This is a genomic window from Bilophila sp. T19-St14, from assembly GCF_059728385.1.
This window is the reverse complement of record NZ_BAAGFT010000001.1, coordinates 2,186,061-2,207,271: the sequence shown is the minus strand read 5'-3', so window position 1 is coordinate 2,207,271 and position 21,211 is coordinate 2,186,061. Positions and strand designations below refer to the sequence as shown.

Genomic DNA, 21,211 nt, shown 5'->3' with positions numbered 1-21,211 from the left:
ACGGTCAAGGGGCTAGAGAATTCTTTTGCAATTCCCTTGAATTTCGCCGGGATGGGGGTTCCGGTTTTATTTGATTGTGCAATGCAAGCGTGGCATACTTTTCTTTTATATCTATCTGTTTGTGAGGATTGCAACATGTCCATCGCTCCCAAAGGCTTTCGTTTCGCTACAGTATGCGCCGGGTTCCGCAAGGAAGGCCGTGCGGATCTCGCCCTTCTCGTCAGCGACGTCCCCGCCGTCGCCGCAGGGACGTTTACGCAGAACCGTTTCCCGGCGGCACCCGTCCTCGTCGCCAAGGCCATGCTCGCCGGGCGCCCCGCCGCCCGTGCCGTGGTGATCAATTCCGGGCAGGCCAACGCCTGCACCGGCGATGAAGGCATGCGGAACTGCCGCACAACCCAAGAACTGGTGGCCGGCGCCCTTGGGCTTGAAGCGTCGGATGTCCTGCCCGCGTCCACGGGCGTCATCGGCGCGCAGCTCAAGATGGATCTTTGGGAGAAGGCCGCCCCCGCCCTCGCCGCCAACCTCGGCAAGGCGACCCCGGAGGATTTTGCCAAGGCGATTATGACCACGGACGCCTTCCACAAGATTTCGCACCGCGAAGTCTCCCTTCCCGGCGGCGTGGTAAGGCTCGTGGGTATGGCCAAGGGCGCGGGCATGATCTGCCCCAACATGGCGACCATGCTGTCCGTCGTGCTGTGTGACGCGCAGGTGGAAGCCCCCGTCTGGCAGAAAATGTTGCGCGACGCCGTGGATCTGACCTTCAACCGCGTGACCGTGGACGGCGACACCTCCACGAACGACACGCTGTATGGCCTTGCCAACGGCGCATCGGGCGTGCCCGCGTCCGGCGGGGAAGCGATCAAGGCCCTGTCCGCCGCGCTGACTTCCGTGCTTGGGGATCTGGCCTATATGCTGGTGAAGGACGGCGAGGGCGCGTCCAAGGTCGCCCGCATCCATGTGGCCGGGGCGGCATCCGACGCCGACGCCGAGCGCGTGGCCCGGACGGTGGGGCATTCCCAACTGGTGAAGACGGCCCTGTACGGGCGCGACGCCAACTGGGGGCGCATCGTCGCCGCCGTGGGCCGCAGCGGGGCGGATTTCAACCCCGACGATGTGGTGGTGACCCTGTGCGGCGTAGAGCTGTTCCGCAAGGGGCAGCCCACGGATCTGGATTTCGATGCCCTGCTTGAAGAGCCCCTCAAGCAGCGCGATCTGCCCATCGACATCGTGCTGGGTTCCGGTTCCGGCAGCTATACGCTGCTCGCTTCCGACCTTGGGCATGAGTATGTGAACGTCAACGCCGACTACCGCAGTTAGGGCGGATGCTTTTTTACATGACGTGAACCCATGTTGGGGAGGGGACATTTTCCAGAAACGTTTTCCTCCCCAACATTCCGTCAGGGCTCCCCTCCCTTTCAAAGGGTGTCGGCCCCTCCCCGCAGTTTTTCCGGTGCAGGCTGCTTTGGGGATACGGCGCGCTTCAAAAGGAAGAGAGGTGGGGGACACTCCTTTTCACGGAAAGGTGCCTCCTCGTAAGGAATGCCCTCATGCTTCAATGTTTTTGCAGGCGGGCATCGGTTTTGCCGGTTTCGATTGTGAGCCGGGCCGACAGGATGTCCTGCCCAGTCTCCCGCCCGTCAGGAGCGTTGTCGGCGGGCGGGAGATTCCGGTTTATGCGCAGGCACAGGAACCCTTGGAAAAGATCATCGCCAAGGATGTACAACGCTGGCTTGCGCATGGGCACGGGAACCCTCCACAGCCTTTCCCGAATGGGATGCTGGGGGAAGGGAGGCGAACCCCCTCCAGAGGGGCCATTTTTTAAGGAATATCATGCCTGAACCATTGCAAGTGACGGCGGCGGAAGCCGGGCAAAAGCTGCTTCAGTTCCTGTCCCGGCGTTTTGATGAGCCGCAGGGCGTCCTGCATCGCTGGATCCGTACTGGGCAGGTTCGGATCAACGGCGGGCGTGCCAAACCGTTTGACCGGGTGGAACTGGGCGACGAAATCCGGGTTCCGCCCTTTGCCGGGGCCGGGGCGAAAACGGAACGCGCCTCCGCGCCGTCGGGCGGCGTGGAATTGCCCCCCATCGTTGCGGAGACGGATGACGTCATCGTGTTCTGCAAGCCGTCCGGCCTGCCCGTGCATCCGGGCACGGGGCATACGGACAGCCTGACGGCACGGCTTGAAGCGGCGTTTGCCGGATCGCCTTTTATCCCCGCCCCTGTGCACCGGCTGGATCGGGATACCTCCGGCCTGCTGCTGGTGGGCAAGACGTATGCCGCCGTGCGCCGCCTTTCGGATGCGCTGGCGGCCCATGACGGGAGCGTCGCCAAGGACTACCTTGCATGGGTGCAGGGGGAATGCCCGTGGAGCCGCCCGAAACGCCTTGAGGATCATCTGGCAAAACGCACGGTCGGCGCACAGGGCCGCGAAAAGGTCGTTGCCGGGAAATCCCTCGTGGGTGAGCCCGGCGAAAAAAACGCGAGCCTGACGGTCCGCTGCCTGGCCGTGCGTGAAGGCCGGAGCCTTGTCTTGATCCGCCTGCATACGGGGCGGACGCATCAGATCCGCGTACAGCTTTCGGAGCGGGGTTTTCCGCTCGTGGGGGATGTGAAATACGGAGGCCCGCGCTGCGGGGATGGGCTCAAGCTCCATGCCGTGCGGCTGCGGGTGGGAAAGGAAACCTATACGGCCTTGCCGCCGTGGGCCGGCCCGTGGCGCGTTGCGCACCTGCCGCCCGAATGGGAGGATGCCTGAGATGTATTTCCCTACTGCGGAAATCGAAGTTTCGCCGCTCGTGCCGCCGCTGGTCGCGTTCGTCGTCTCCTTCTTCACGTCGATGGGCGGGATTTCCGGCGCGTTCCTGCTGCTGCCTTTTCAGATGACGTTCCTTGGCTACACCAATACCTCGGTCAGCGCGACGAACCAGCTCTACAACGTCTTTGCCAATCCGGGCGGCGTGTTCCGCTATTACCGCGAAAAACGGATGCTCTGGCCGCTGTCGTGGATTGTCATGGCCGGGGCCGTGCCGGGGGTCGTCATCGGCGGCATCGTCCGCATCAACTGGCTGGCTGATGTCCGGCCTTTCAAGCTGTTCGTGGCGCTTGTGCTGCTCGGCATCGGTCTGGAAATGATCCGCGACCTGCTCGGATGGATGCGCTTCAAGCCCGCCCCAAGATACGAACAAGCCCCGCCCAAGCCCCATGTCGAGGTTGTGGAACGGAACCTGTCCCGCGTATCCTACACGTTTGACGGGTATCTCTATTCCTTTTCCGTGCCGATCCTCCTATTCTATTCCATTGCGGTCGGCCTTGTCGGGGGCATCTACGGCATCGGCGGCGGGGCGATCATCGCACCGTTCCTCGTTTCCGTCTTCCATCTGCCCATCTACACGGTGGCGGGGGCGACGCTGGCGGCGACCTTCGTCAATGCGCTGGCCGGCGTCCTTTTCTACATAGCCATTTCGCCCCTTTATCCCGACCTGAGCATTGCCCCCGACTGGGGCATGGCCCTGCTTCTCAGCCTCGGCGGGTTGCTCGGCATGTATTTCGGCGCGAAATTCCAGAAGTGCATCTCGCCCGTGTTTCTCAAGTGGATGCTTGTCGTCATCCTTTTGGGCACCGTCATTGCGTATTTTGTGGAATTCGTGAGGGGGTGAAGGGAATATTGGGGAGGGGAGAGGGGCCCTTTTTGAAAAAAGGCCCCCTCTCCCCTCCCCAAACCCCTCCCCTCTCCCTCCAAAAACTTTCGACTGGTGGGGAGGCCGCGCGCAGGGAGTCCCTGTCGGATGGAAGGATGAGGTTTTATTATAGGCTGTGTTTAAGTTTACGGTTGCTGATTTTTTCAATGAAAATCATGAATAGATAAAAGCTCGTTTCACGTCTAGTGATGTGGGCCTCTCTCATTTTTTGTTCATTACATGAAATCCAGTCTTGAAGAATTGTTGCGAGACCTCCAGATAATCTCCAAAGAGCTCTTCCTTTCCAGTTGGAATCTTGTATCAACCACAAACTTAAACACAGCCTTATTATATATGTGTGGTTATTTCACCTCCACAACATGGTGAAAATGCAGCCTTTTTATCCAGTTTCCCCGTTGTCGGAAACCATAGCTAGGGTATTTTGTTGGTTATTCCTTTGGGGCTTCAAGGAAAAAAGCATCGACCATTTTTTATGGCACAGCCAAAAATAAGGCACCAACCATTTCCTATCGTACAGTCAAGGATAAAAGCGGAAGGCCTTGTCAGAGGGCGTGGTTGTTTCATCTCCACAGTATAGTGAGAACATACCGTTTTTTCTTCAGTTGTTCCGTTTACGGGCTTTATGGCTGAGGCATTTTATTGCTCATTCTTTTAGGATTAAAAAAGGCTGTGTCATAGAAACTGGTTGTTTAAAGTTCCAAAGGAATAGCCAACAAAATGCCCTAGCCATAGATTCCGCCAACGGAAAAACTAGATACAAAAGCCGTATTTTCACCGTACTGTAGAGATAAAACAACCACATACTATGGCAGAGCCTTAAAAAATAAGGGGATGTCCTAGCTTGTGTTGTCAATTATATATAATATATTGAAATTATTTAATTAATTTTAAATTACAAAAAGTTATTTTCAATGATTTCAAATAATTATATATAAAATAACGACACAACCTAGTTAAGATTAGCTAAATGATTTAGCTCTATGAGAAGATGGCTATGGCAGCCTCCATTGAAGCGCCATTCGCATTTCTTCAGAAACGAGTAAAAATGTTCCGGTTTGATGCCGTCAAAACGCCGTAAATGCCTCTTTGCCCGGTTCCAAAAATAAAGCATTGACCATTTCCTTTGGTACAGCCGAGGATAAAAGCAAAAGGCTGTGTTATAGAAAACGGTTGATGTTTTTTTCCTTGAAGCCCCAAAGGGATAACCGGAAAAATGCCTTAGCCGTGGATCCCGCCAAGGGGAAAACCGGAGAAAAAGGCTGTCTTTTCACCATACTGTGGAGATGAAACAACCACAAACTATAACAGAACCAAGCAAAAATATATTTTAGCCCTGTGTTTTCCTTAGGTCGTGTCGTTAATTAGATATAATCGAGTGAAACTATTTAACTATTTTAAGGTTATAAAAAGATGGTTTTTAATAATTTTAAATAGTTACATATAAATAACGACACGGCCTAGAGCGTTTTTACGTTGAAAATACTCTTTCGAGTGTGGGAAACAGGCGGTTGTTGCGAAGACATAAGCACAATATATTTGCTCTGTTCAATGCCGGAGCAAGCGTGCCTTACACTTTAACATTGTAAAATATTAAAGTTAATTTGCTCTAAACAGGGGATGGAAACCAAAAGCCCGGAATATGTTCCGGGCTTTCGTGTCTGAAAAAGACGTCAACAGGGATTCGATAAGGTCAAAAGTCTTTGGGGAGGGTGGGGGAGGTTTGGAGGGGGCGGGAGGGGCTTTCTCCAGAAAGGCCCTCCCGCCCCCTCCAATCTTCCGCTCCCTACACTATCCCCCCAGCCTTCATGCACCAAAAAGAAATGGCGGCGATGAAGGCGGAGGCCGGGATGGTAAGAATCCATGCAATGACGAGGTTCCCGGCTACGCCCCAGCGGACGGCGGAGAGCCGCTTGGTCGAGCCGACGCCGAAGATGCAGGCGGTGATGGTGTGGGTGGTGCTGACGGGCGCACCGAAAAGCGACGCCCCACAGATGACGGCTGCCGCGGAGGTCTCGGTGGCGAAGCCGTGCACAGGCTCCAGCTTGAAGATCTTGTGGCCCATCGTCTTGATGATCTTCCAGCCGCCGAGCGCCGTGCCCATCGCCATGGCGAGCGCGCAGACGCACTTGACCCAGAAGGGAACCGCAATCGTGTCAATTTTGTTGAAAATGAAAAGGGCGAGGGTGATCACGCCCATGGTCTTCTGGGCATCGTTGAGGCCGTGGCTCGTCGCCATGAAAGCGGCGGAAACGATTTGCAGCTTGGTGAAGGCGCGGGTGAGCTTGTTGCGGTTGGCCCGGGCGCACAGGAGCATGATCAGAAACATGGTCAGAAAGCCCACGCCGAAACCGGCGAGGGGCGACAGGATCAGCGGAAGCAGGATCTTTTCGGCAATGGAAGCGCCGTTGAGCGTGCTGAAACCGGCGTAGGCCACGGCGGACCCCATCAGGCCGCCGATGAGCGCGTGGGATGATGAGGAGGGGATGCCGAAATACCACGTGATGAGGTTCCATGCGATGGCCCCGATCAGCGCGGCGAGCACCAGCGGCTGGCAGTTCGCCACCATGTCCGTGTTGACGATCCCCGCGCCAAGGGTCGTGGCGACCTTGGTGCCGAGGAAGGCGCCGATAAAGTTGAGCGATGCCGCCATGATGACCGCAACGCGGGGGCTGAGCACCTTGGTGGAGACCACCGTGGCGATGGCGTTGGCGCAGTCGTGGGCCCCATTGGTGAAGTCGAAGATCAGCGCCATCACGACAATGAGCACAAGCAGCACGGGTACCTCAAACATACTTGAGCACCACCTCTTCCAGCGTATCGCCGAGGTCGGAAACCATGTCCACGGCACGCTCGATACGTTCGTAGACCTGGCTCCAAAGGATCAGCTCGCGCACTTTCTCAAAGTTGGGGATTTCGCCGTCCATCATTTCCGAGATGCCTGCGGCCTGCAACATTTCACAATCCGATTTGCGGGACTTCAGGGAGTGCAGATGCCCCGATATGTCCTTTTTCTTTTCAAGCTGCCCGAGCATGAGCCCCGTATCCTCAATCATGCCCTTGATGTTCCGGGTCATCATATGGGCCGGGAAACGCTGGTACATGAAGCCGCACATAAAAAAACGGCTGGCGAGGTTTTGTATGCCGTCCGCCACCCGTTCCTGTGCGAGGTTGATTGCGTGGATGTCTTCACGATCGATGGGAGTAATGAAAGTCTGTGAGAGATGCCATGTTATTTTCCGGTTGAGCTTGTCGGCTTCTTCTTCCAACAGATTGATTTGTTTGAGGTGTTCTTCCGATTCATACGTGTTTTCCATGACGATGATGAGGCTTTGGGCCATCCGCTGCAGGACGGCGTTCTGTTCCATCAGCAATTTGAAAAACGGAACCGTCTGGGGCAAGAAACGCGCTAGCATGAAACCTCCTCAAAGGCCTGATTCTTAAATGCCGCCGTTGTACTGGAAAGAAATGGATCGGGCAAGCAAACAGGAGAAGTCGACAGGAGGATCAAAGGGTTCGTTATGGAAAATTTTTTCGGAAGAGACGTCAGATATGGATAAGGACATATCTTTGGAATACGCCGGAGACACGGCAACTGTGGGCATTAAAGATTTTCGGATTCAATACGTTTTTTATACATTGGAAAAATTGGCGGTGGGGATTCGATAAAAACGAAAATCTTTGAAGAGAAAGGGGAGATGTTCGGAGAGGGGGAGCTTTCTTAGGTTGTACCGTTGTTTGATATATAATTATTTGAAATCATTGAAATGATATTTTTGTAGATTAAAATAATTAAATGATTTCAAATAATTATATATAACTGACGACACGGCCTAGAAAATCCCCTGCCTCTCCAATTGTCATTCTCCTTCCATTCCTAAAAACGCCGTGGCTTTCTCCTGCGCCTCCTGAGGAAGCAGCGGAAACCACGCGGGAAGGTGGAAGGCTTGGAAATCGGGAAGCGATACCCGCCCGTGATGCAGGAGAAAACCGGAAGGGCAGGACAATCCCGCGCCGTAGAGGGAATCTCCGGCCAGCGGATGCCCTGCGGCGGCAAGATGCGCCCGGATCTGGTGGCGTGCGCCCTTGCGGATGCGGCAGCCCACGAGCATGAGCGGGGCATCGGGATCATCGGATTCGACGAGGCCGGGGACATCCCCAGCGGTCAGGGGGGCCAGCAGGGTGACATCGGTATGCCGCACCGGATCGGGATCGTTGGTATGGCGCACCCGCGTCTTGTTCCGCGTGTCCGTATCCAGACGGCGGGCCACGGTGAAATCATAGAGCGGCTGGCCTTCTATTAGGGCCAGATACAGCTTGTCCGTATTGCCGATGCGCTCGGCCCGGTACCAGCGGCGCTCGCCTTCTTCGGTGCGGGATGCGAGCACAAGGCCGGAGGTCGGTGCGTCCAGACGGTTGAGCAGGCGCGGGGCATAGCCTTCCTCTTCCGACGGCAGCAGGTCGCCGAGCATGGTTTCGAGGCTTGGGGAAAGGCTTCCCGCGAGGGCTGCGGTGTGCATGCCCGCGGGCTTGTAGAGCGCAGCAATCCCATCATCCTTATAAACAAGGGACGGGGCGTCTTCCGGGAGGGCCGCGCCTTCCGGGTCGGGCAGGATGGTGATTTCCTGCCCCGCGCGCAGCTTGAGGCCGGGGATGCCGGGTTTGCCGTTCACCAGTACGAGGGAACGGTCGCAAAGGCGGCGGCGCGCCCGGAGGCCGCGATCCGCCAGCGCGAACAGGTCGGGCCGGGCGGCTTGCTGTTCGGGGGAAGGGGAGGCCAGCAAGAGGCCGAGGGCTTTGTCCAGACGCCAGCCCCGCGCCTCTTCAGGCACACAAAACGAGATGCCGCCGTTTTGGGGGCGGTTCGCGGAAGAGGGCATGGGGCGGGCTTAGTGGTTGTTGGGGGAAGATTTCTTGATGTACGTCAGGCCAGCGGCTACGGCGGCGATGCCGAGGAAGAACCAGATGAAATCCATATGGGGCTCCAGCGTTGAAATGGTTGCGGATGCCTTGAAGTGTAGCGTAAAGGAGAGGGCTGAGCAAGGGAACGCTCCCGGCTCCTGCGGCGGTTTCCCGCCAGCCTTTCCCGTTGCGCCCGGATTGGGGCGCGTGAACTTTTTTCCCCAGAGTATCCATGACCACACAGCGAATAGCTCTTGTCGGTGCGGGGCTTGCCGGCTGCGAATGCGCGTTGCAGCTGGCCCGGCGCGGTTTTGCCGTCACTCTTTTCGAGCAGAAGCCGGAAGCCTATTCCCCGGCGCACTCCATGCCGCAGCTTGCGGAACTGGTCTGCTCCAATTCCTTGCGCTCCGACGAGCTGGCATCCGGTGTCGGCCTGATCAAGCAGGAACTGCGCGAACTCGGCAGCGCGCTCATGGCCGTGGCCGACGCTACCCGCGTCCCTGCGGGCAAGGCGCTGGCCGTGGATCGCGAGCTGTTTGCCGGAAAGGTGACGGAGCTTGTGGAAGCCGAGCCGAATATCACGCTTGTCCGCAAGGCCATCGCCGATCTCGATGATCCCGCTTTGGAGGGATTCGAGCGGGTGGTCATCTCCGCCGGGCCGCTGGCGAGCGAAAGCCTGTCGGCGTCCATTGCACGGGCCGTCGGCGCGGAGCACCTCTATTTTTATGATGCCATCGCGCCCATTGTGGCGGCGGATTCCATCGACATGGGCATCGCCTTTTGGGGTTCCCGTTACGGCGAGCCGGGCGAGGGCGATTATCTGAACTGCCCCATGAATGAGGAAGAGTACAAGGCGTTTTATCAGGGCCTGCTCGACGGCGAAAAGGTTGCCAGCCGCGAATTTGAGCAGGAGAAGCATTTTGAGGGCTGTATGCCCGTGGAGGCGCTTGCCGCGCGCGGCGAGAAGACGCTGGCCTTCGGGCCGCTCAAGCCGGTGGGCTTCACGGACCCGCGTACCGGGCGGCGTCCTTTCGCATTGCTTCAGCTTCGTCCCGAAAACGGGAACAAGACGATGTTCAATCTGGTGGGCTGCCAGACCAAGCTGACCTATCCCGCGCAGGCCGTCTGCTTCCGCAAGGTGCCGGGCCTTGAGCACGCGGAATTCGTGCGTTTCGGCAGTATGCACCGCAATACTTACGTGAATGCGCCCGTGGCCCTGAATGAAGAGCTTGCCCTCAAGTCCCGCCCGAACGTACATCTTGCCGGGCAGATCACCGGGGTGGAAGGCTATGTCGAGTCCATTGCCTGCGGCTTGTGGGTGGGGCTGATGCTGGCGGCGAAGCTGGCGGGGCGTTCCCTGCCGAAGCCTCCGGCAACGACGGCCCTCGGCGCGCTGCTCAACCATCTGGTTACGCCCGCCAAGCATTTCCAGCCGTCCAATGTGCATTTCGGGCTCATGCCGGAGCCCGAAGTCCGCGTGAAAAAGAAGGAACGCAAGCAGTGGTATGCGGATCGCGCCCGTGCCGCGTTTGGCGAGTGGCTGGAGGGGTTGGGGAAAGAAGGGAATTGAAGACTGGGGAGGGGAGAGGCCCCCTTTTGAAAAAGGGGGCCTCTCCCCTCCCCAAACCCCACCCCTCTCCACCTAAAACTTTTGACCTTATCGAATCCCTGTTGGGAGGATGGGGCATAGGTGAAGATGGAGGGGGAGCGATAGATGTTTTTTCTTGACCGTGTTATAGAAAACGGTTGCTGTTTTTTTCCTTGAAGTTCCAAAGGGATAACCGGAAAAATGCCTTAGCCGTGGATCCCGCCAGGGAGAAAACTGGAAAAAGGCTGTATTTTCCACCGTACTGTGGAGATGAAACAACCACATACTATTATAATAGAGTCTTTTTCTTTGGGGAAAATGAAGTCTTGAATGATTTTGAGGCTGTTGTTTGGTTCTGTCAGAAAACAGGATTGATATATTGAAACATTCACTTTTGCAATGGAAGCCGTATTTCAACTATATCAAATTCAAAATGAATTTTTTAGAAAGGTTGTGTCATAGGAAACGGTTGATGTTTTATTTCTTGAAATTCCAAGGGAATAGCCAATAAAATGCCACAATTATGGAACCCATCAACTAAAAATTTGAGAAAAATTCTGTATTTTCACCATACTGTGGAGATAAAACAACCATATACTATGACAGAGCCTTTAGAAAATCATCGAAAAGGCGAATGCTTCGATAGAGTTGCATGATATGGTGAAAAGACTCTATTTAGAGTCTGTTGACGGCCTCCATGAGCAAAATATTTGGCTCTATTATAGTATATGGTTGTTTCATCTCCACAGTGCAGTCAAAATACAGCTTTTTTTCCAGTTTTCCCCTTGGCGGAATCTACGGCTAAGGCATTTTATCGGTTAATCCTTTTGAACTTCAAGGAAAAAAGCATCAACCATTTTCTATAGCACAGCCAAATATTTTATTGGCTATTTGAAATTTCAGGAAATGAAGCATTAACCATTTACTTTGAAAGAACCTTCTCTTTTATAGAGATGTTGTAAATTTTGAAAAAGGCTGTGCCGTAGGAAATGGTTGCTGTTTTCTTTCTGAAACCCAAAAGAATGAGCAATAACGTATCTCAGCCGTGGAATCCGCTGGCGGAAAGCTGAAAAAAGCTGTATTTTTCATCATACTGCGAGATGGAACAGCCAATATCCTACGGCAACTCTATGAAAAACATGAGCCTGTTCATTCCTATTTTTTAAGGGCTTTGTTTATAGTTTGTGGTTGTTTCATCTCCACAGTGAGGTGAAAATACAGCCTTTTTCTCCGGTTTTCCCCTTGGTGGAACCACGGCTAAGGCATTTTGCCGATTATCTCTTTGGAATTTCAAGGAAAAAAGCATCAACCATTTTCTATAACACAGCCTTTTTAAGAGCGGACGTTTCCCAGCGTTTTTCGGATTACGGAAGAGGTGCTTTTCAGACGAAGGACATCTTAATAAAAAGGAGTATCGTATGGACGTGTGTTTTGTGACCGCCAAGTTGACGGCGAAGAAAGGCATGGAAGCGCAGCTTGAAGCGGAAGTAGTAAAGAACATTCCGAACGTGCGGGCTGAAAAGGGCTGTATCCGGTACGATTTCCACAAGAACCGCTCCGAAGACGGCACGTTCCTTTTCTATGAGATCTGGGAAAGCCCGGAAGCCCTCGACGCCCACGGCAAGACCCCGCACATGCTGGCCTACAAGGAACGCACCAAGGATCTGCTGGCCTGCCCAACCGTCGTAACTGTCTGGTCGCAGGTTGATTGCCGATAGGAAAAGCGCCGCCCGTTGTCGCGAATCAAGCAAAAAGCCGCCTGAACCAACAGGCGGTTTTTATTATGGGGAGCGGTTTCCATTCTTTTCGGCCTTCCACTTTTCCAGAGGACAGGCTCCGCATTACTCACGTTCGGCCTTCCAGAAAGGCTGTATCCTAGAAAATGGTTGATGCTTTTTTCCTTGAAGTTCCAAAGGAATAACCGGCAAAATGCCTTGGCTATGGATTCCGCCAAGGGGAAAGCTGGAGAGAAAGGCTGCATTTTCATCGTGTTGTGGAGATGAAGCAACCACTATGACAGGGCCTTCAGAAAAATGGCTCTCCGCGTTTCCGGGGGACGGACGCCAAGGGCCAGCTTTGAGCCCACCCGTCCTGCCATCGACCCTTATAAAAGTCTTGGGAGGGAGAGGGGTGGGGTTTGGGGAGGGGAGAGGGAAGCCTTTCTCCAGAAAGGTTCCCTCTCCCCTCCCCAATCTTCCCTAACCTTGCCTACCCCCGCCCTCTGAACTGCCGCTTGTCGCCCACCCTGATGGTGACGCGCTCACGGTCGAAATATTCGAGAAGCGGGATGACGTACTTGCGGGAAAGGCCGCCGGAAAGCTCCTTGAACCCGGCGGGATCGAGATCGTCATGGGAGGTGAACCACGCCTGCATCCGGGCCTTGAGCTCCTGAATGACGGGGCCGTGGAAATACAGGCCGTCCTTGACCTTCACGAGGCTGCCGTCCTCGCAGAGCAGCTTGAGCACCGGGGCCGCGGCCTTGGCGTCTACGTTGAGAGCCTCAAGGACATCCTTGAGGTTCGGCGGCGTGAATCCGCCGTCCACGTGCGCCTTGAGCAGCGCGTCGCGAAGCCCGGCCTGATCCGACTTGAGGGAGACGGTGTGCGAGGCCATGCGGATGACGTCGCCCTCGGAAACCAGCTCGCCCGAACGCAGCAGGCGCTCCACGACGAAGAAAGCCAGCTTCGGCGGGATGCCCTTGCTCCACGCTTCGCGGCCCGTACCGCCGGAGAGGAGCGCGCCGCGCGCCATGCCCTGCTTGAGCGGTTCCTTTTTATGGAAGGCTTCGGCTACGGCAAGGCAACGCTTGGCGAGTTCGGCGGAAGCTCCGGCAGAAACGTAATCCTTTTCCTCACGGTCGAAGCAGAAGATTTTCCCTTTGCCGGAAAGCGCCTGCAATACTTTGTCGAGCCGCTTGGAGTCGAGGTTGGTCAGCACGGAAAGCTGCGCGATGTTCGCGCCGCGGTTCCCGGCAAGCTCGATCTGCATACGGACGCGCTCCTCATCGGAAGCGGCCTCAAGGCCGAGCAGGGAGGCGATGCGATCGGGGGTGGCATCCCGGCGGCGCAATCCGGCGCTGATCGGGTCGAGCACGACGCCGCCCGCTACGGTACGCAGCGGCGAGAAGGCCCGCACGACGCAGTGGTCGCCGAATACGCCCACCAGCGGCTCGTCAAGCCGGACTTCGCACAGCGTGGTTTCGCCGGGGCCGAGCTTGTCGCGGTCGAGGAAATAGAGCCGGGCGGCGACTTCGCGGGCTTCGTGGTGGAAATGGATTTCGGCGCGGTGGCGCAGGGCGCGGGGCGAGGAACCAAGGCAGGTCAGCCGCACCAGCCAGCGATCGGAAGGGAACAGCGTTCCCGGCAGGGCCAGCACATCGCCGCGCTCCACATCCGCCACATCCAGCCCTTGCAGGTTGACGGCGGTACGGTGGCCGGATTCCGCCACCTCCACGGATTCCCCGTGGCTTTGCAGGCTGCGGGCGCGGGTAGCGAGTTTTTTCGGGAGCAGTTCCAGCGCGTCGCCCACTTTGACCGAGCCGGAAATCATGGTTCCGGTCACGATAGTCCCGTGGCCCTTCAACGTGAATACCCGGTCTACGGGCAGGCGGAACAGATCCGTCCGGCGGCGGGGCGCGAGTTCCTTTTCCTGTTTGATGATATAGTCACGGAGTTTGTCCACGCCTTCGCCGGTCTGGGACGACACCGGGAACAGCGGCGCGCCTTCGAGGAAAGTCCCTTTGAGGAATTCGGAAATGTCCTCGACGGCGAGTTCGAGCAGTTCGGGATCGACCATGTCGGTTTTGGTCACGGCGACGAGGCCGTGCTTGATCCCAAGCAGGGAGCAGATTTCGAGGTGCTCGCGCGTCTGCGGCATGACGCCTTCGTCCGCGGCGACGACCAGCATCACGAAGTCGATGCCCGACGCGCCCGCGACCATATTCTTGACGAATTTTTCGTGGCCGGGCACGTCCACGATGCCGAGCCGTCCTCCGCCGGGCAGATCGCAGAACGCAAAGCCGAGCTCAATGGTGATGCCGCGGCGTTTTTCCTCTTCGAGGCGGTCGCAGTCGATCCCGGTCAGCTTGCGCACAAGCGAGGTTTTACCGTGGTCGATGTGACCCGCCGTTCCCATTACGATAGCCATAGCAATGCCTCCGGCGGCAAGGGGCTGCCGCCCCCTTGACCCCTGTCGGTGGAAATGATTTCCCCCGGCCCCTCGGTGCCGCCGCGCGGTTTTCAGCCGAAGCGCCGCTTCGTCCGAAAACCGCGCGGCGGGCCTGTGGGCGTCAGGAGTTTCCGCTTTTGAAAGTGAAAGAACGAAAAGGCCGCTCCGGGGAACTGCCGCCTGAAAGAAAGGAACCACGCCGCCCGAAACGCCGCTTGCCCCGTTTAGGAAAGTCTTTGGAAGGAGGGGGATGGGGTTTGGGGAAGGGGGAGGGAAGCTTTTCTTCAGAAAAGTTCCCTCCCCCTTCCCCAAGTTCCCGTTACTTGCTCAACACGTTGCCGATGCCGAGGATGCCCGCCTCGTCGAAATCCCTGCCGATGAGCTGCATGCCGACGGGGAGGCCGTCCGCTTCGCCCACGGGGAACGAGAGGCCGGGGAGCCCGGCGAGGTTCAGGGACACGGTGTAGATGTCCATGAGGTACATCTTGAGCGGATCATCAATGATGGAGCCGAGTTTCCACGCCGTGACCGGAGAGACCGGGCCGAAAAGGGCGTCGCAGGAGCCGAGCGCGTTCAGGTAGTCCTGGCGGATGAGGCGGCGGACCTGCGCGGCCTTCTTGTAGTAGGCGTCGTAGTACCCGGCGGAAAGGACGTAGGTGCCGAGCAGGATGCGGCGCTGGACTTCCTGCCCGAAGCCCTCGCTGCGGGAACGGCAGTAGAGGTCGTCGAGATTTTTGGGATCGGCGGCGCGGTAGCCGTAGCGCACGCCGTCGAACCGGGAGAGGTTCGAGCTGGCTTCGGCCATTGCTACAATATAATAGGCGGCGATGGCGTGGCGGGTCGCGTGGGGCAGGGATACGTCCACGAGTTCCGCGCCGAGGTCGCGGGCATGGTCAAGGGCGTCTTGGCATGCCTTGGCGACCGGGCCGTCCAGCCCTTCGGCCATGAATTCGCGGGGCACGCCGAGGCGCACGCCTTTGAGGTCGGTACGGGAGAAGTCGGCGTAGTTCTCTACGGGGCGCGGCGAAGAGGTGGAATCGCGTTTGTCGTGCCCGGCGATGACGGAAAGCACAAGGGCGGCGTCTTCCACGGTGCGGGCCAGCGGGCCGACCTGATCGAGCGAGGAACCGTAGGCGATGACGCCGTAGCGGGATACGCGCCCGTAGGTGGGTTTGAGGCCCACGCAGCCGCACAGGGCTGCGGGCTGGCGGATGGAGCCGCCGGTGTCCGTGCCGAGGGAGGCGTAGCACTGGTTCGCGGCGACGCTGGCGGCCGAGCCGCCGCTGGAGCCGCCGGGGACGCGTTCGGGATCGCGGGGGTTGCGGGTCGGGCCGAAGGCGGAGTTTTCCGTGGAGGAGCCCATAGCGAACTCGTCCATGTTGTTCTTGCCGACGATGACCGCCCCGGCTTCCTTCAGGCGTTCGACCACAAAGGCGTCATAAAACGGATTGAAGCCGCCGAGGATTTTGGAGCCGGCCGTGGTGCGCGTGCCCTTGGTGACGATGGCGTCCTTGACCGTGACGGGCACGCCCCAGAGGGGCTTGGAGGCGTCCGGGCCCTGCGCGTCGAGGGCGCGGGCCTCTTCAAGGGCCTGCTCGCGCACGGTGATCAGGGCATGGATGGACGGTTCCGTCTCGGCGATGCGGTCGAGGCAGGCTTTGGCCACGGCTTCGGCGGTGACGTCGCCCCCGGCGAGGCGCGCCCGGATTTCGGCAAGGGAGGCTTGGATCAGATCAGACATGGGACGCTCCTAGACGATGCGGGGCACGACGAAGAACTGCCCGTCGGTTTCCGGGGCGTTGGCGAGAACGTCCGTATGCATGTTTTTCTGGATGGGCTCGTCGGCACGGTAGGGCGTGGAGTGCTCCACAGGGCTGTACAGCGGCTCGACGGCGCTGGTGTCCACTTCGGCGAGAATATCCATATAGGCAATGATGTCGGCGCATTGTTCTCCGAATTTGGCGAGCGTGCCTTCTTCGGGGGCGAGGCGGGCAAGTCTCGCAAGGTGCGCCATGCGATCCGTGGTGAGCATGAGGAGAACCTTTCGGCTAGAGGTTGGCAAAAAGAAAAAATTACCATCGGCGGTTGTGGATGGTCAAGACGCCCGTTCCGGGAGGCGTTTATTGTTATAATGAGGGCTGTATTTTCAACTATATGAAATTCAAAACAGATTTTTTAGAAAATCATCAAAAAGGCGAATGCCCCGTTCCGGTGCGTACGGCGGGCCAAAAAGAAAGGGGGTGCTCCCCCCTTCCCCAGAACTTTTTTCCTTGGCGCTATTTAGTATGTGGTTGCTTCATCTCCACAACACGGTGAAAATGCAGCCTTTCTCTCCAACTTTCCCCCTGGCGGAATCCATAGCCAAGGCATTTTGCCGGTTATTCCTTTGGAACTTCAAGGAAAAAAGCATCAGCCATTTTCCAGGATACAGTCTTTTCCTTTGGCCCTGTCATAGTATGTGATTGTTTTATCTCCACAGCATGGGAAACTACCGGCTTTTTCTCTGGCTTTTCTGCCGATGGGCTCCGTGCTTGGGGTATTTTACTGGTTATTCCTTTGGAATTTCAAGAAATCAGGCACAACCATTTCCTGTGGCACAGCCTTTCAAGAGCCTCTGTCAGAGTAGATGGTTGTTTTGTTTTAGCAATATACTGAAAATATATGCTTTTTCTCCAATTTTTCCGCTGGTGGGCTCCATGATTGGCGGATTTTATTGGTTCTTTCTTTGGAATTTCAAGAAGTAAAGCCTCAGCCGTTTTCTACGGCGCAGCCTTTCCCCGGCTATTCAGCTCCGCCCCGTCCTGCGGGAGGCCTGCGCTGTGGCCTTGTCGCGGCGGATCTTCTGCTTTTTGACGGACGACGCTGTGGCCTTGCTGGATGGCTTGTATTTGGTGAGGGCGGAGGCCACGGTGATGCCTTTGGTGCGGGATTTGAAACCGGCCTCCACAAGCCTGCGGACTTCTTGGCTGCGTATCCCGGCGGATTCGGCGCCGAGGATGACCGCGATGAGGCGGGTATTGCCGCGCCGCACGGTGGAAATGATATTGTAGCCGGAAGCCGTGACCCAGCCGGTTTTGAGGCCGTCGGCGCCGGGGCAGGCCCCAAGCAGCGGGTTTTTGTTCCTTGTGACCGCCCCCCGGTGCTTGAGCACGCGGACGCGGTGGTATTGGAGCGCGGAGGGGTTGTTTTTAAGATATACGTATCCAAGCCGCGCCATATCCCTGGCTGTGGTGTACTGCCCGGCGGCGGGAAGGCCGTTGGGCGTTTTGAACGTGCTGGAGGACATGCCGATCTGGCGGGCCTTCCTGTTCATCATTTTGACGAAGGCACGGCCCGAACCGCCCACGCGCTCGGCGACGGCCATCGAAGCGTCGTTTCCGGAAGAGACGGCCATCCCCATAAGCAGGCGTTTCAGGGAAACGCGCTCCCCTGCGCGCAGGCCCATACGGGAGCCCCCCTGACGCGCGGCGTGCCGGCTGACGCGGATTGAGTCGGAGAGCTTGACCTTGCCGGAACGGATGGCGTCGAACGTCACCATCATGGACATGACTTTCGTGAGGGAGGCCGGGGGGATCCGCGCGTCGGGGTTTTGGGAATAGAGTATCTTGCCCGTGCGGGCATCCATGAGCACGGCGGAGCGGACATTGAGGAGCCGCCCGGAAGCGGCGCTTTGGGCGGTGGCGGCTTTCCGGGCGCTCCGGGCTTCCGCGGCCGGGGCAAGGATGAGGGAGGCGGCTATGAGGAGGAATCCGGCAAAAAGCGGGATTCTCAGGAAGCGGCATTTGGATCGCAGGGGGGTGGACATGCTGGATACGCTCCGGGAACCGTGTCTAGGGAAATGGGGAATCAGATAAGAACCTTATTCCAGCCGGATTGCGATGACAAGGGAAAACAGGCGGGTTTCCCGGCGAAAGGCCCCAGCGGGGCCCACTTTCTCATCAGGAACATAATTCTTTGATATTCCATATTGTTATGCCTATACCCCAACCCGGCCGCCATGAGAGTGTAAAAAAAATAGGCTCCCCCCTCTGGACGACATCGAGGAATGCTTTATTTCTTTCGCATAAAACATGACATCATCACCTCTTTACAGGGTGTGAGTCCTCGAGGAGGAACCTATTATGGGCAAAATCATCGGAATCGACCTTGGCACGACGAACAGTTGTGTCTATGTTATGGAAGGCAAAGACCCCAAATGCATCACCAACCCGAACGGCGGCCGTACGACCCCGTCCGTGGTCGCCTTCACCGACAAGGAGCGTCTGGTCGGCGACGCCGCCAAGCGTCAGGCCGTGACGAACTCCAGCCGTACCGTTTTTGCGGTCAAGCGTCTGATGGGGCGTATGGCCAATTCTCCCGAAGTCGAACATTGGAAGCAGCACGCTCCCTATAAGATCGTGGCCGGCGCCAATGGTGCCGCCGTGGTCGAAATCGACGGGCACCAGTACACCCCGCAGGAAGTCTCCGCGACCATCCTGAGCAAGCTGAAAGCCGACGCGGAAGCCTATCTCGGCGAACCCGTGACCGAAGCCGTCATCACCGTCCCGGCCTACTTCAACGACGCCCAGCGCCAGGCCACCAAGGACGCCGGGCAGATCGCCGGCCTCGACGTCAAGCGCATCATCAACGAACCCACCGCGGCCTCCCTTGCCTACGGTTTTGACAAGAAGGCCAATGAAAAGATCGTCGTGTTCGACCTCGGCGGCGGCACGTTCGACGTGTCCATCCTCGAAGTGGGCGACAACGTGGTTGAAGTGCGCGCCACCAACGGCGACACCTTCCTCGGCGGCGAAGACTTCGACCAGCGCGTCATCAACTATCTGGTGGAGGAATTTAAGAAAGAACAGGGCATCGACCTTGCCAAGGACAGCATGGCCCTCCAGCGTCTGAAAGACGCCGCCGAAGCCGCCAAGAAGGAACTGTCCACGTCGATGGAATCCGAAATCAACCTGCCGTTCATCACGGCCGACCAGACCGGCCCCAAGCACATGCTGATCAAGCTGTCCCGCGCCAAGCTGGAACAACTGGTCGCCGACCTGGTGCAGAAGACGCTGGAACCCTGCCGCAAGGCTCTGGCCGACGCCAACCTGAAGCCTTCCGACATTGACGAAGTGCTCCTCGTGGGCGGCATGACCCGTATGCCTCTGGTCCAGAAGACCGTGGCCGACTTCTTCGGCAAGGAACCCAACCGTTCCGTGAACCCCGATGAAGTGGTCGCCATGGGCGCCGCCATTCAGGGCGGCATCCTCGCCGGCGACGTGAAGGACGTACTGCTTCTCGACGTGACCCCGCTTTCCCTCGGCATCGAAACCATGGGCGGCGTGTTCACCAAGCTGATCGATCGCAATACGACCATCCCGACCCGCAAGAGCCAGACCTTTACGACCGCCGCGGACAACCAGCCCTCCGTGTCCATCCACGTGCTGCAGGGCGAACGTCCGATGGCCGCCGACAACATGACGCTGGCCCGTTTCGACCTGACCGGCATTCCGCCGGCACCGCGCGGCGTGCCGCAGATTGAAGTGGCCTTCAACATCGACGCCAACGGCATCGTGAACGTGTCCGCCAAGGATCTCGGCACGGGCAAGGAACAGTCCATCCAGATCACCGCTTCGTCCGGCCTCTCCGATGCCGACATCGAAAAGCTGGTGAAGGAAGCCGAAGCCCACGCCGCCGACGACAAGAAGAAGCAGGAGCTCATCAGCGCCCGCAATCAGGCCGACGGCCTGATCTACGGTACTGAAAAGTCCATCAAGGATCTCGGCGACAAGCTTGACGCGGCCCTCAAGAGCGACATTGAAGGCAAGATTGCCTCCCTCAAGACGCTCATGGAAGGCGAAGACGTCGAAGCCATCAAGAAGGCGACCGAAGAACTGGCTCAGGCTTCGCACAAGCTGGCCGAACAGCTTTACTCGCAGGCTCAGGGCCAGCAGCCCGGAGCTGACGCCGCCGCGGGCGCCCAGCCCGGAGCTGGCGCGGCTGGCGGCAAGAAGGCCGACGACGACGTGATCGACGCCGACTTCACCGAATCGAAGTAATAAGAGGAAAGGCAGTGCCTCCGGCGGCTGGGGGGCGACTCGCCCCCCAGACCCCGACAGTACGGCCTGAAAGCCCGAAACGCCCGGAACTTTTGTTCCGGGCGTTTCGGGCTTTCAGGCCGTTTCTGATCGCGTCGGGTGGTTGCTGTTTGAGGGGAGGGGGATTTTCAAAGGCTGTGTTATAGAAAATGGTTGGTGTCTGATTCCTTGAAATTTCAAAGGGGTAACCGGAAAAATGTCTTAGCCGTGGATCCCGCCAAGGGGAAAACTGGAAAAAAGGCTGTATTTTCCACCGCACCGTGGAGATGAAACAACCACATCTATATATAACAGAGACTTTTCAAAAAGATTTTGTCATAGTTATGATTGTCTCATCTTCATAGTATAGTGAAAATACAGCCTTTCCCCCATTTTGGGAGTGGAGGGCTCCATCCTGAGGCATTTGTTGGCTGTTTCTTTGGCGTTTCAAAAGAAAAAATATCAATCAGTTATTGTGGAACAACTTTGTTGCTTGAGGAAAGGGTGTTTTTAAAGGCTGTGCCATAGAAAACTGTTGATGTTTTTTTCTTGAATTTTCAAAAAAATAGCCGACAAAATCCCTTAGTCTTGGATTCAGTTAAAGGGGAAACTGGAGAAAAAGTTTGTATTTTTCAGTGTACTGTGGAGATGAAACAACCATATACTATGACAGAGCCAAATGTAAAAATAAAATACCAATCATTTACTGTGGCGCATCCATAGAAAAAGAAACACTTTTCCTTTTCAAAGGAGCTCTTTCTCTCCTCAAGCCTGCTAGTACGGGGTATATTCTCCCCC

General features: G+C 57.2%; 15 protein-coding genes and 1 pseudogene. 6 read left to right on the top strand and 10 right to left on the bottom strand.

What is annotated here, in order from left to right; all coding sequences use genetic code 11:
* Nucleotides 1–135: 135 nt before the first annotated feature.
* Nucleotides 136–1,320, top strand: a complete 1,185-nt coding sequence (gene argJ / locus AC6I1V_RS09395; protein ID WP_486853412.1) for a bifunctional glutamate N-acetyltransferase/amino-acid acetyltransferase ArgJ — start codon at nucleotides 136–138, stop codon at nucleotides 1,318–1,320.
* 235 nt (nucleotides 1,321–1,555) lie between these two features.
* On the opposite strand, the gene AC6I1V_RS09390 is transcribed toward argJ, so the two are convergent.
* Nucleotides 1,556–1,747, bottom strand: a complete 192-nt coding sequence (locus AC6I1V_RS09390; protein WP_486853413.1) for a hypothetical protein — start codon at nucleotides 1,745–1,747, stop codon at nucleotides 1,556–1,558.
* Nucleotides 1,748–1,833: 86 nt separating this feature from the next.
* Between AC6I1V_RS09390 and AC6I1V_RS09385 the strand changes: the two genes are divergently transcribed.
* The gene (locus tag AC6I1V_RS09385; RefSeq protein WP_486853414.1) at nucleotides 1,834–2,760 is read left to right on the top strand and encodes an RluA family pseudouridine synthase; all 927 of its coding nucleotides are present in this window, start codon (nucleotides 1,834–1,836) and stop codon (nucleotides 2,758–2,760) included.
* 1 nt (nucleotide 2,761) lies between these two features.
* The gene (locus tag AC6I1V_RS09380) at nucleotides 2,762–3,661 is read left to right on the top strand and encodes a sulfite exporter TauE/SafE family protein (RefSeq protein WP_486853415.1); all 900 of its coding nucleotides are present in this window, start codon (nucleotides 2,762–2,764) and stop codon (nucleotides 3,659–3,661) included.
* A gap of 991 nt (nucleotides 3,662–4,652) precedes the next feature.
* Here the strand turns inward: AC6I1V_RS09380 and AC6I1V_RS09375 are convergent.
* The 5 genes and pseudogenes from AC6I1V_RS09375 to AC6I1V_RS09355 form a co-directional block, all read right to left on the bottom strand.
* Nucleotides 4,653–4,805, bottom strand: a pseudogene (locus AC6I1V_RS09375) (IS1595 family transposase); the annotation flags it as partial.
* 681 nt (nucleotides 4,806–5,486) lie between these two features.
* A complete protein-coding gene (locus AC6I1V_RS09370; RefSeq protein WP_308771983.1) occupies nucleotides 5,487–6,494 on the bottom strand; it encodes an inorganic phosphate transporter in 1,008 nt (335 codons plus the stop codon).
* Entirely contained in the window at nucleotides 6,487–7,116 is a 630-nt protein-coding gene (locus AC6I1V_RS09365) for a DUF47 domain-containing protein (protein ID WP_302554445.1), read from the bottom strand. The genes AC6I1V_RS09370 and AC6I1V_RS09365 overlap by 8 nt, the downstream gene beginning before the upstream one ends.
* A 444-nt stretch (nucleotides 7,117–7,560) precedes the next feature.
* Nucleotides 7,561–8,580: a pseudouridine synthase family protein gene (locus AC6I1V_RS09360; RefSeq protein ID WP_486854804.1), complete on the bottom strand. Its 1,020-nt coding sequence runs from the start codon at nucleotides 8,578–8,580 to the stop codon at nucleotides 7,561–7,563.
* A 9-nt stretch (nucleotides 8,581–8,589) separates the two neighbouring features.
* Nucleotides 8,590–8,844, bottom strand: a complete 255-nt coding sequence (locus AC6I1V_RS09355) for a hypothetical protein (RefSeq protein ID WP_486850480.1) — start codon at nucleotides 8,842–8,844, stop codon at nucleotides 8,590–8,592.
* On the opposite strand from AC6I1V_RS09355, the gene trmFO reads away from it, so the two are divergent.
* Together trmFO and AC6I1V_RS09345 are read left to right on the top strand one after the other, a co-directional pair.
* Nucleotides 8,835–10,172, top strand: coding sequence for a methylenetetrahydrofolate--tRNA-(uracil(54)-C(5))-methyltransferase (FADH(2)-oxidizing) TrmFO (gene trmFO / locus AC6I1V_RS09350; RefSeq protein ID WP_486854803.1), 1,338 nt, complete (start codon nucleotides 8,835–8,837; stop codon nucleotides 10,170–10,172). The two genes, AC6I1V_RS09355 and trmFO, sit on opposite strands and share 10 nt — an antisense overlap.
* 1,436 nt (nucleotides 10,173–11,608) lie before the next feature.
* Nucleotides 11,609–11,908, top strand: a complete 300-nt coding sequence (locus AC6I1V_RS09345; RefSeq protein ID WP_302554449.1) for a putative quinol monooxygenase — start codon at nucleotides 11,609–11,611, stop codon at nucleotides 11,906–11,908.
* Between the two features lie 490 nt (nucleotides 11,909–12,398).
* Here AC6I1V_RS09345 and selB read toward each other — a convergent pair whose 3' ends face one another.
* From selB to AC6I1V_RS09325, 4 genes are all read right to left on the bottom strand, one after another.
* Nucleotides 12,399–14,336: a selenocysteine-specific translation elongation factor gene (gene selB, locus AC6I1V_RS09340; RefSeq protein ID WP_486853925.1), complete on the bottom strand. Its 1,938-nt coding sequence runs from the start codon at nucleotides 14,334–14,336 to the stop codon at nucleotides 12,399–12,401.
* Between the two features lie 340 nt (nucleotides 14,337–14,676).
* On the bottom strand, nucleotides 14,677–16,098 hold the full coding sequence (gene gatA / locus AC6I1V_RS09335; RefSeq protein ID WP_486853924.1) for an Asp-tRNA(Asn)/Glu-tRNA(Gln) amidotransferase subunit GatA: 1,422 nt from the start codon (nucleotides 16,096–16,098) through the stop codon (nucleotides 14,677–14,679).
* A gap of 9 nt (nucleotides 16,099–16,107) precedes the next feature.
* Entirely contained in the window at nucleotides 16,108–16,389 is a 282-nt protein-coding gene (gatC, locus tag AC6I1V_RS09330; RefSeq protein WP_287548292.1) for an Asp-tRNA(Asn)/Glu-tRNA(Gln) amidotransferase subunit GatC, read from the bottom strand.
* 753 nt (nucleotides 16,390–17,142) lie between these two features.
* Nucleotides 17,143–18,162, bottom strand: coding sequence for a D-alanyl-D-alanine carboxypeptidase family protein (locus AC6I1V_RS09325; RefSeq protein WP_302553498.1), 1,020 nt, complete (start codon nucleotides 18,160–18,162; stop codon nucleotides 17,143–17,145).
* A 316-nt stretch (nucleotides 18,163–18,478) separates the two neighbouring features.
* On the opposite strand from AC6I1V_RS09325, the gene dnaK reads away from it, so the two are divergent.
* The gene (gene dnaK / locus AC6I1V_RS09320) at nucleotides 18,479–20,395 is read left to right on the top strand and encodes a molecular chaperone DnaK (protein ID WP_479859282.1); all 1,917 of its coding nucleotides are present in this window, start codon (nucleotides 18,479–18,481) and stop codon (nucleotides 20,393–20,395) included.
* The last annotated feature ends 816 nt before the right edge of the window (nucleotides 20,396–21,211 follow it).

What these genes read in the sequence shown, in the direction of transcription:
- argJ (WP_486853412.1), top strand. Translation starts at nt 136, where the DNA reads ATGTCCATCGCTCCCAAAGGCTTTCGTTTCGCTACAGTATGCGCCGGG.
- AC6I1V_RS09385 (WP_486853414.1), top strand. Translation starts at nt 1,834, where the DNA reads ATGCCTGAACCATTGCAAGTGACGGCGGCGGAAGCCGGGCAAAAGCTG.
- AC6I1V_RS09380 (WP_486853415.1), top strand. Translation starts at nt 2,762, where the DNA reads ATGTATTTCCCTACTGCGGAAATCGAAGTTTCGCCGCTCGTGCCGCCG.
- AC6I1V_RS09370 (WP_308771983.1), bottom strand. Translation starts at nt 6,494, where the DNA reads ATGTTTGAGGTACCCGTGCTGCTTGTGCTCATTGTCGTGATGGCGCTG.
- AC6I1V_RS09365 (WP_302554445.1), bottom strand. Translation starts at nt 7,116, where the DNA reads ATGCTAGCGCGTTTCTTGCCCCAGACGGTTCCGTTTTTCAAATTGCTG.
- AC6I1V_RS09360 (WP_486854804.1), bottom strand. Translation starts at nt 8,580, where the DNA reads ATGCCCTCTTCCGCGAACCGCCCCCAAAACGGCGGCATCTCGTTTTGT.
- trmFO (WP_486854803.1), top strand. Translation starts at nt 8,835, where the DNA reads ATGACCACACAGCGAATAGCTCTTGTCGGTGCGGGGCTTGCCGGCTGC.
- AC6I1V_RS09345 (WP_302554449.1), top strand. Translation starts at nt 11,609, where the DNA reads ATGGACGTGTGTTTTGTGACCGCCAAGTTGACGGCGAAGAAAGGCATG.
- selB (WP_486853925.1), bottom strand. Translation starts at nt 14,336, where the DNA reads ATGGCTATCGTAATGGGAACGGCGGGTCACATCGACCACGGTAAAACC.
- gatA (WP_486853924.1), bottom strand. Translation starts at nt 16,098, where the DNA reads ATGTCTGATCTGATCCAAGCCTCCCTTGCCGAAATCCGGGCGCGCCTC.
- gatC (WP_287548292.1), bottom strand. Translation starts at nt 16,389, where the DNA reads ATGCTCACCACGGATCGCATGGCGCACCTTGCGAGACTTGCCCGCCTC.
- AC6I1V_RS09325 (WP_302553498.1), bottom strand. Translation starts at nt 18,162, where the DNA reads ATGTCCACCCCCCTGCGATCCAAATGCCGCTTCCTGAGAATCCCGCTT.
- dnaK (WP_479859282.1), top strand. Translation starts at nt 18,479, where the DNA reads ATGGGCAAAATCATCGGAATCGACCTTGGCACGACGAACAGTTGTGTC.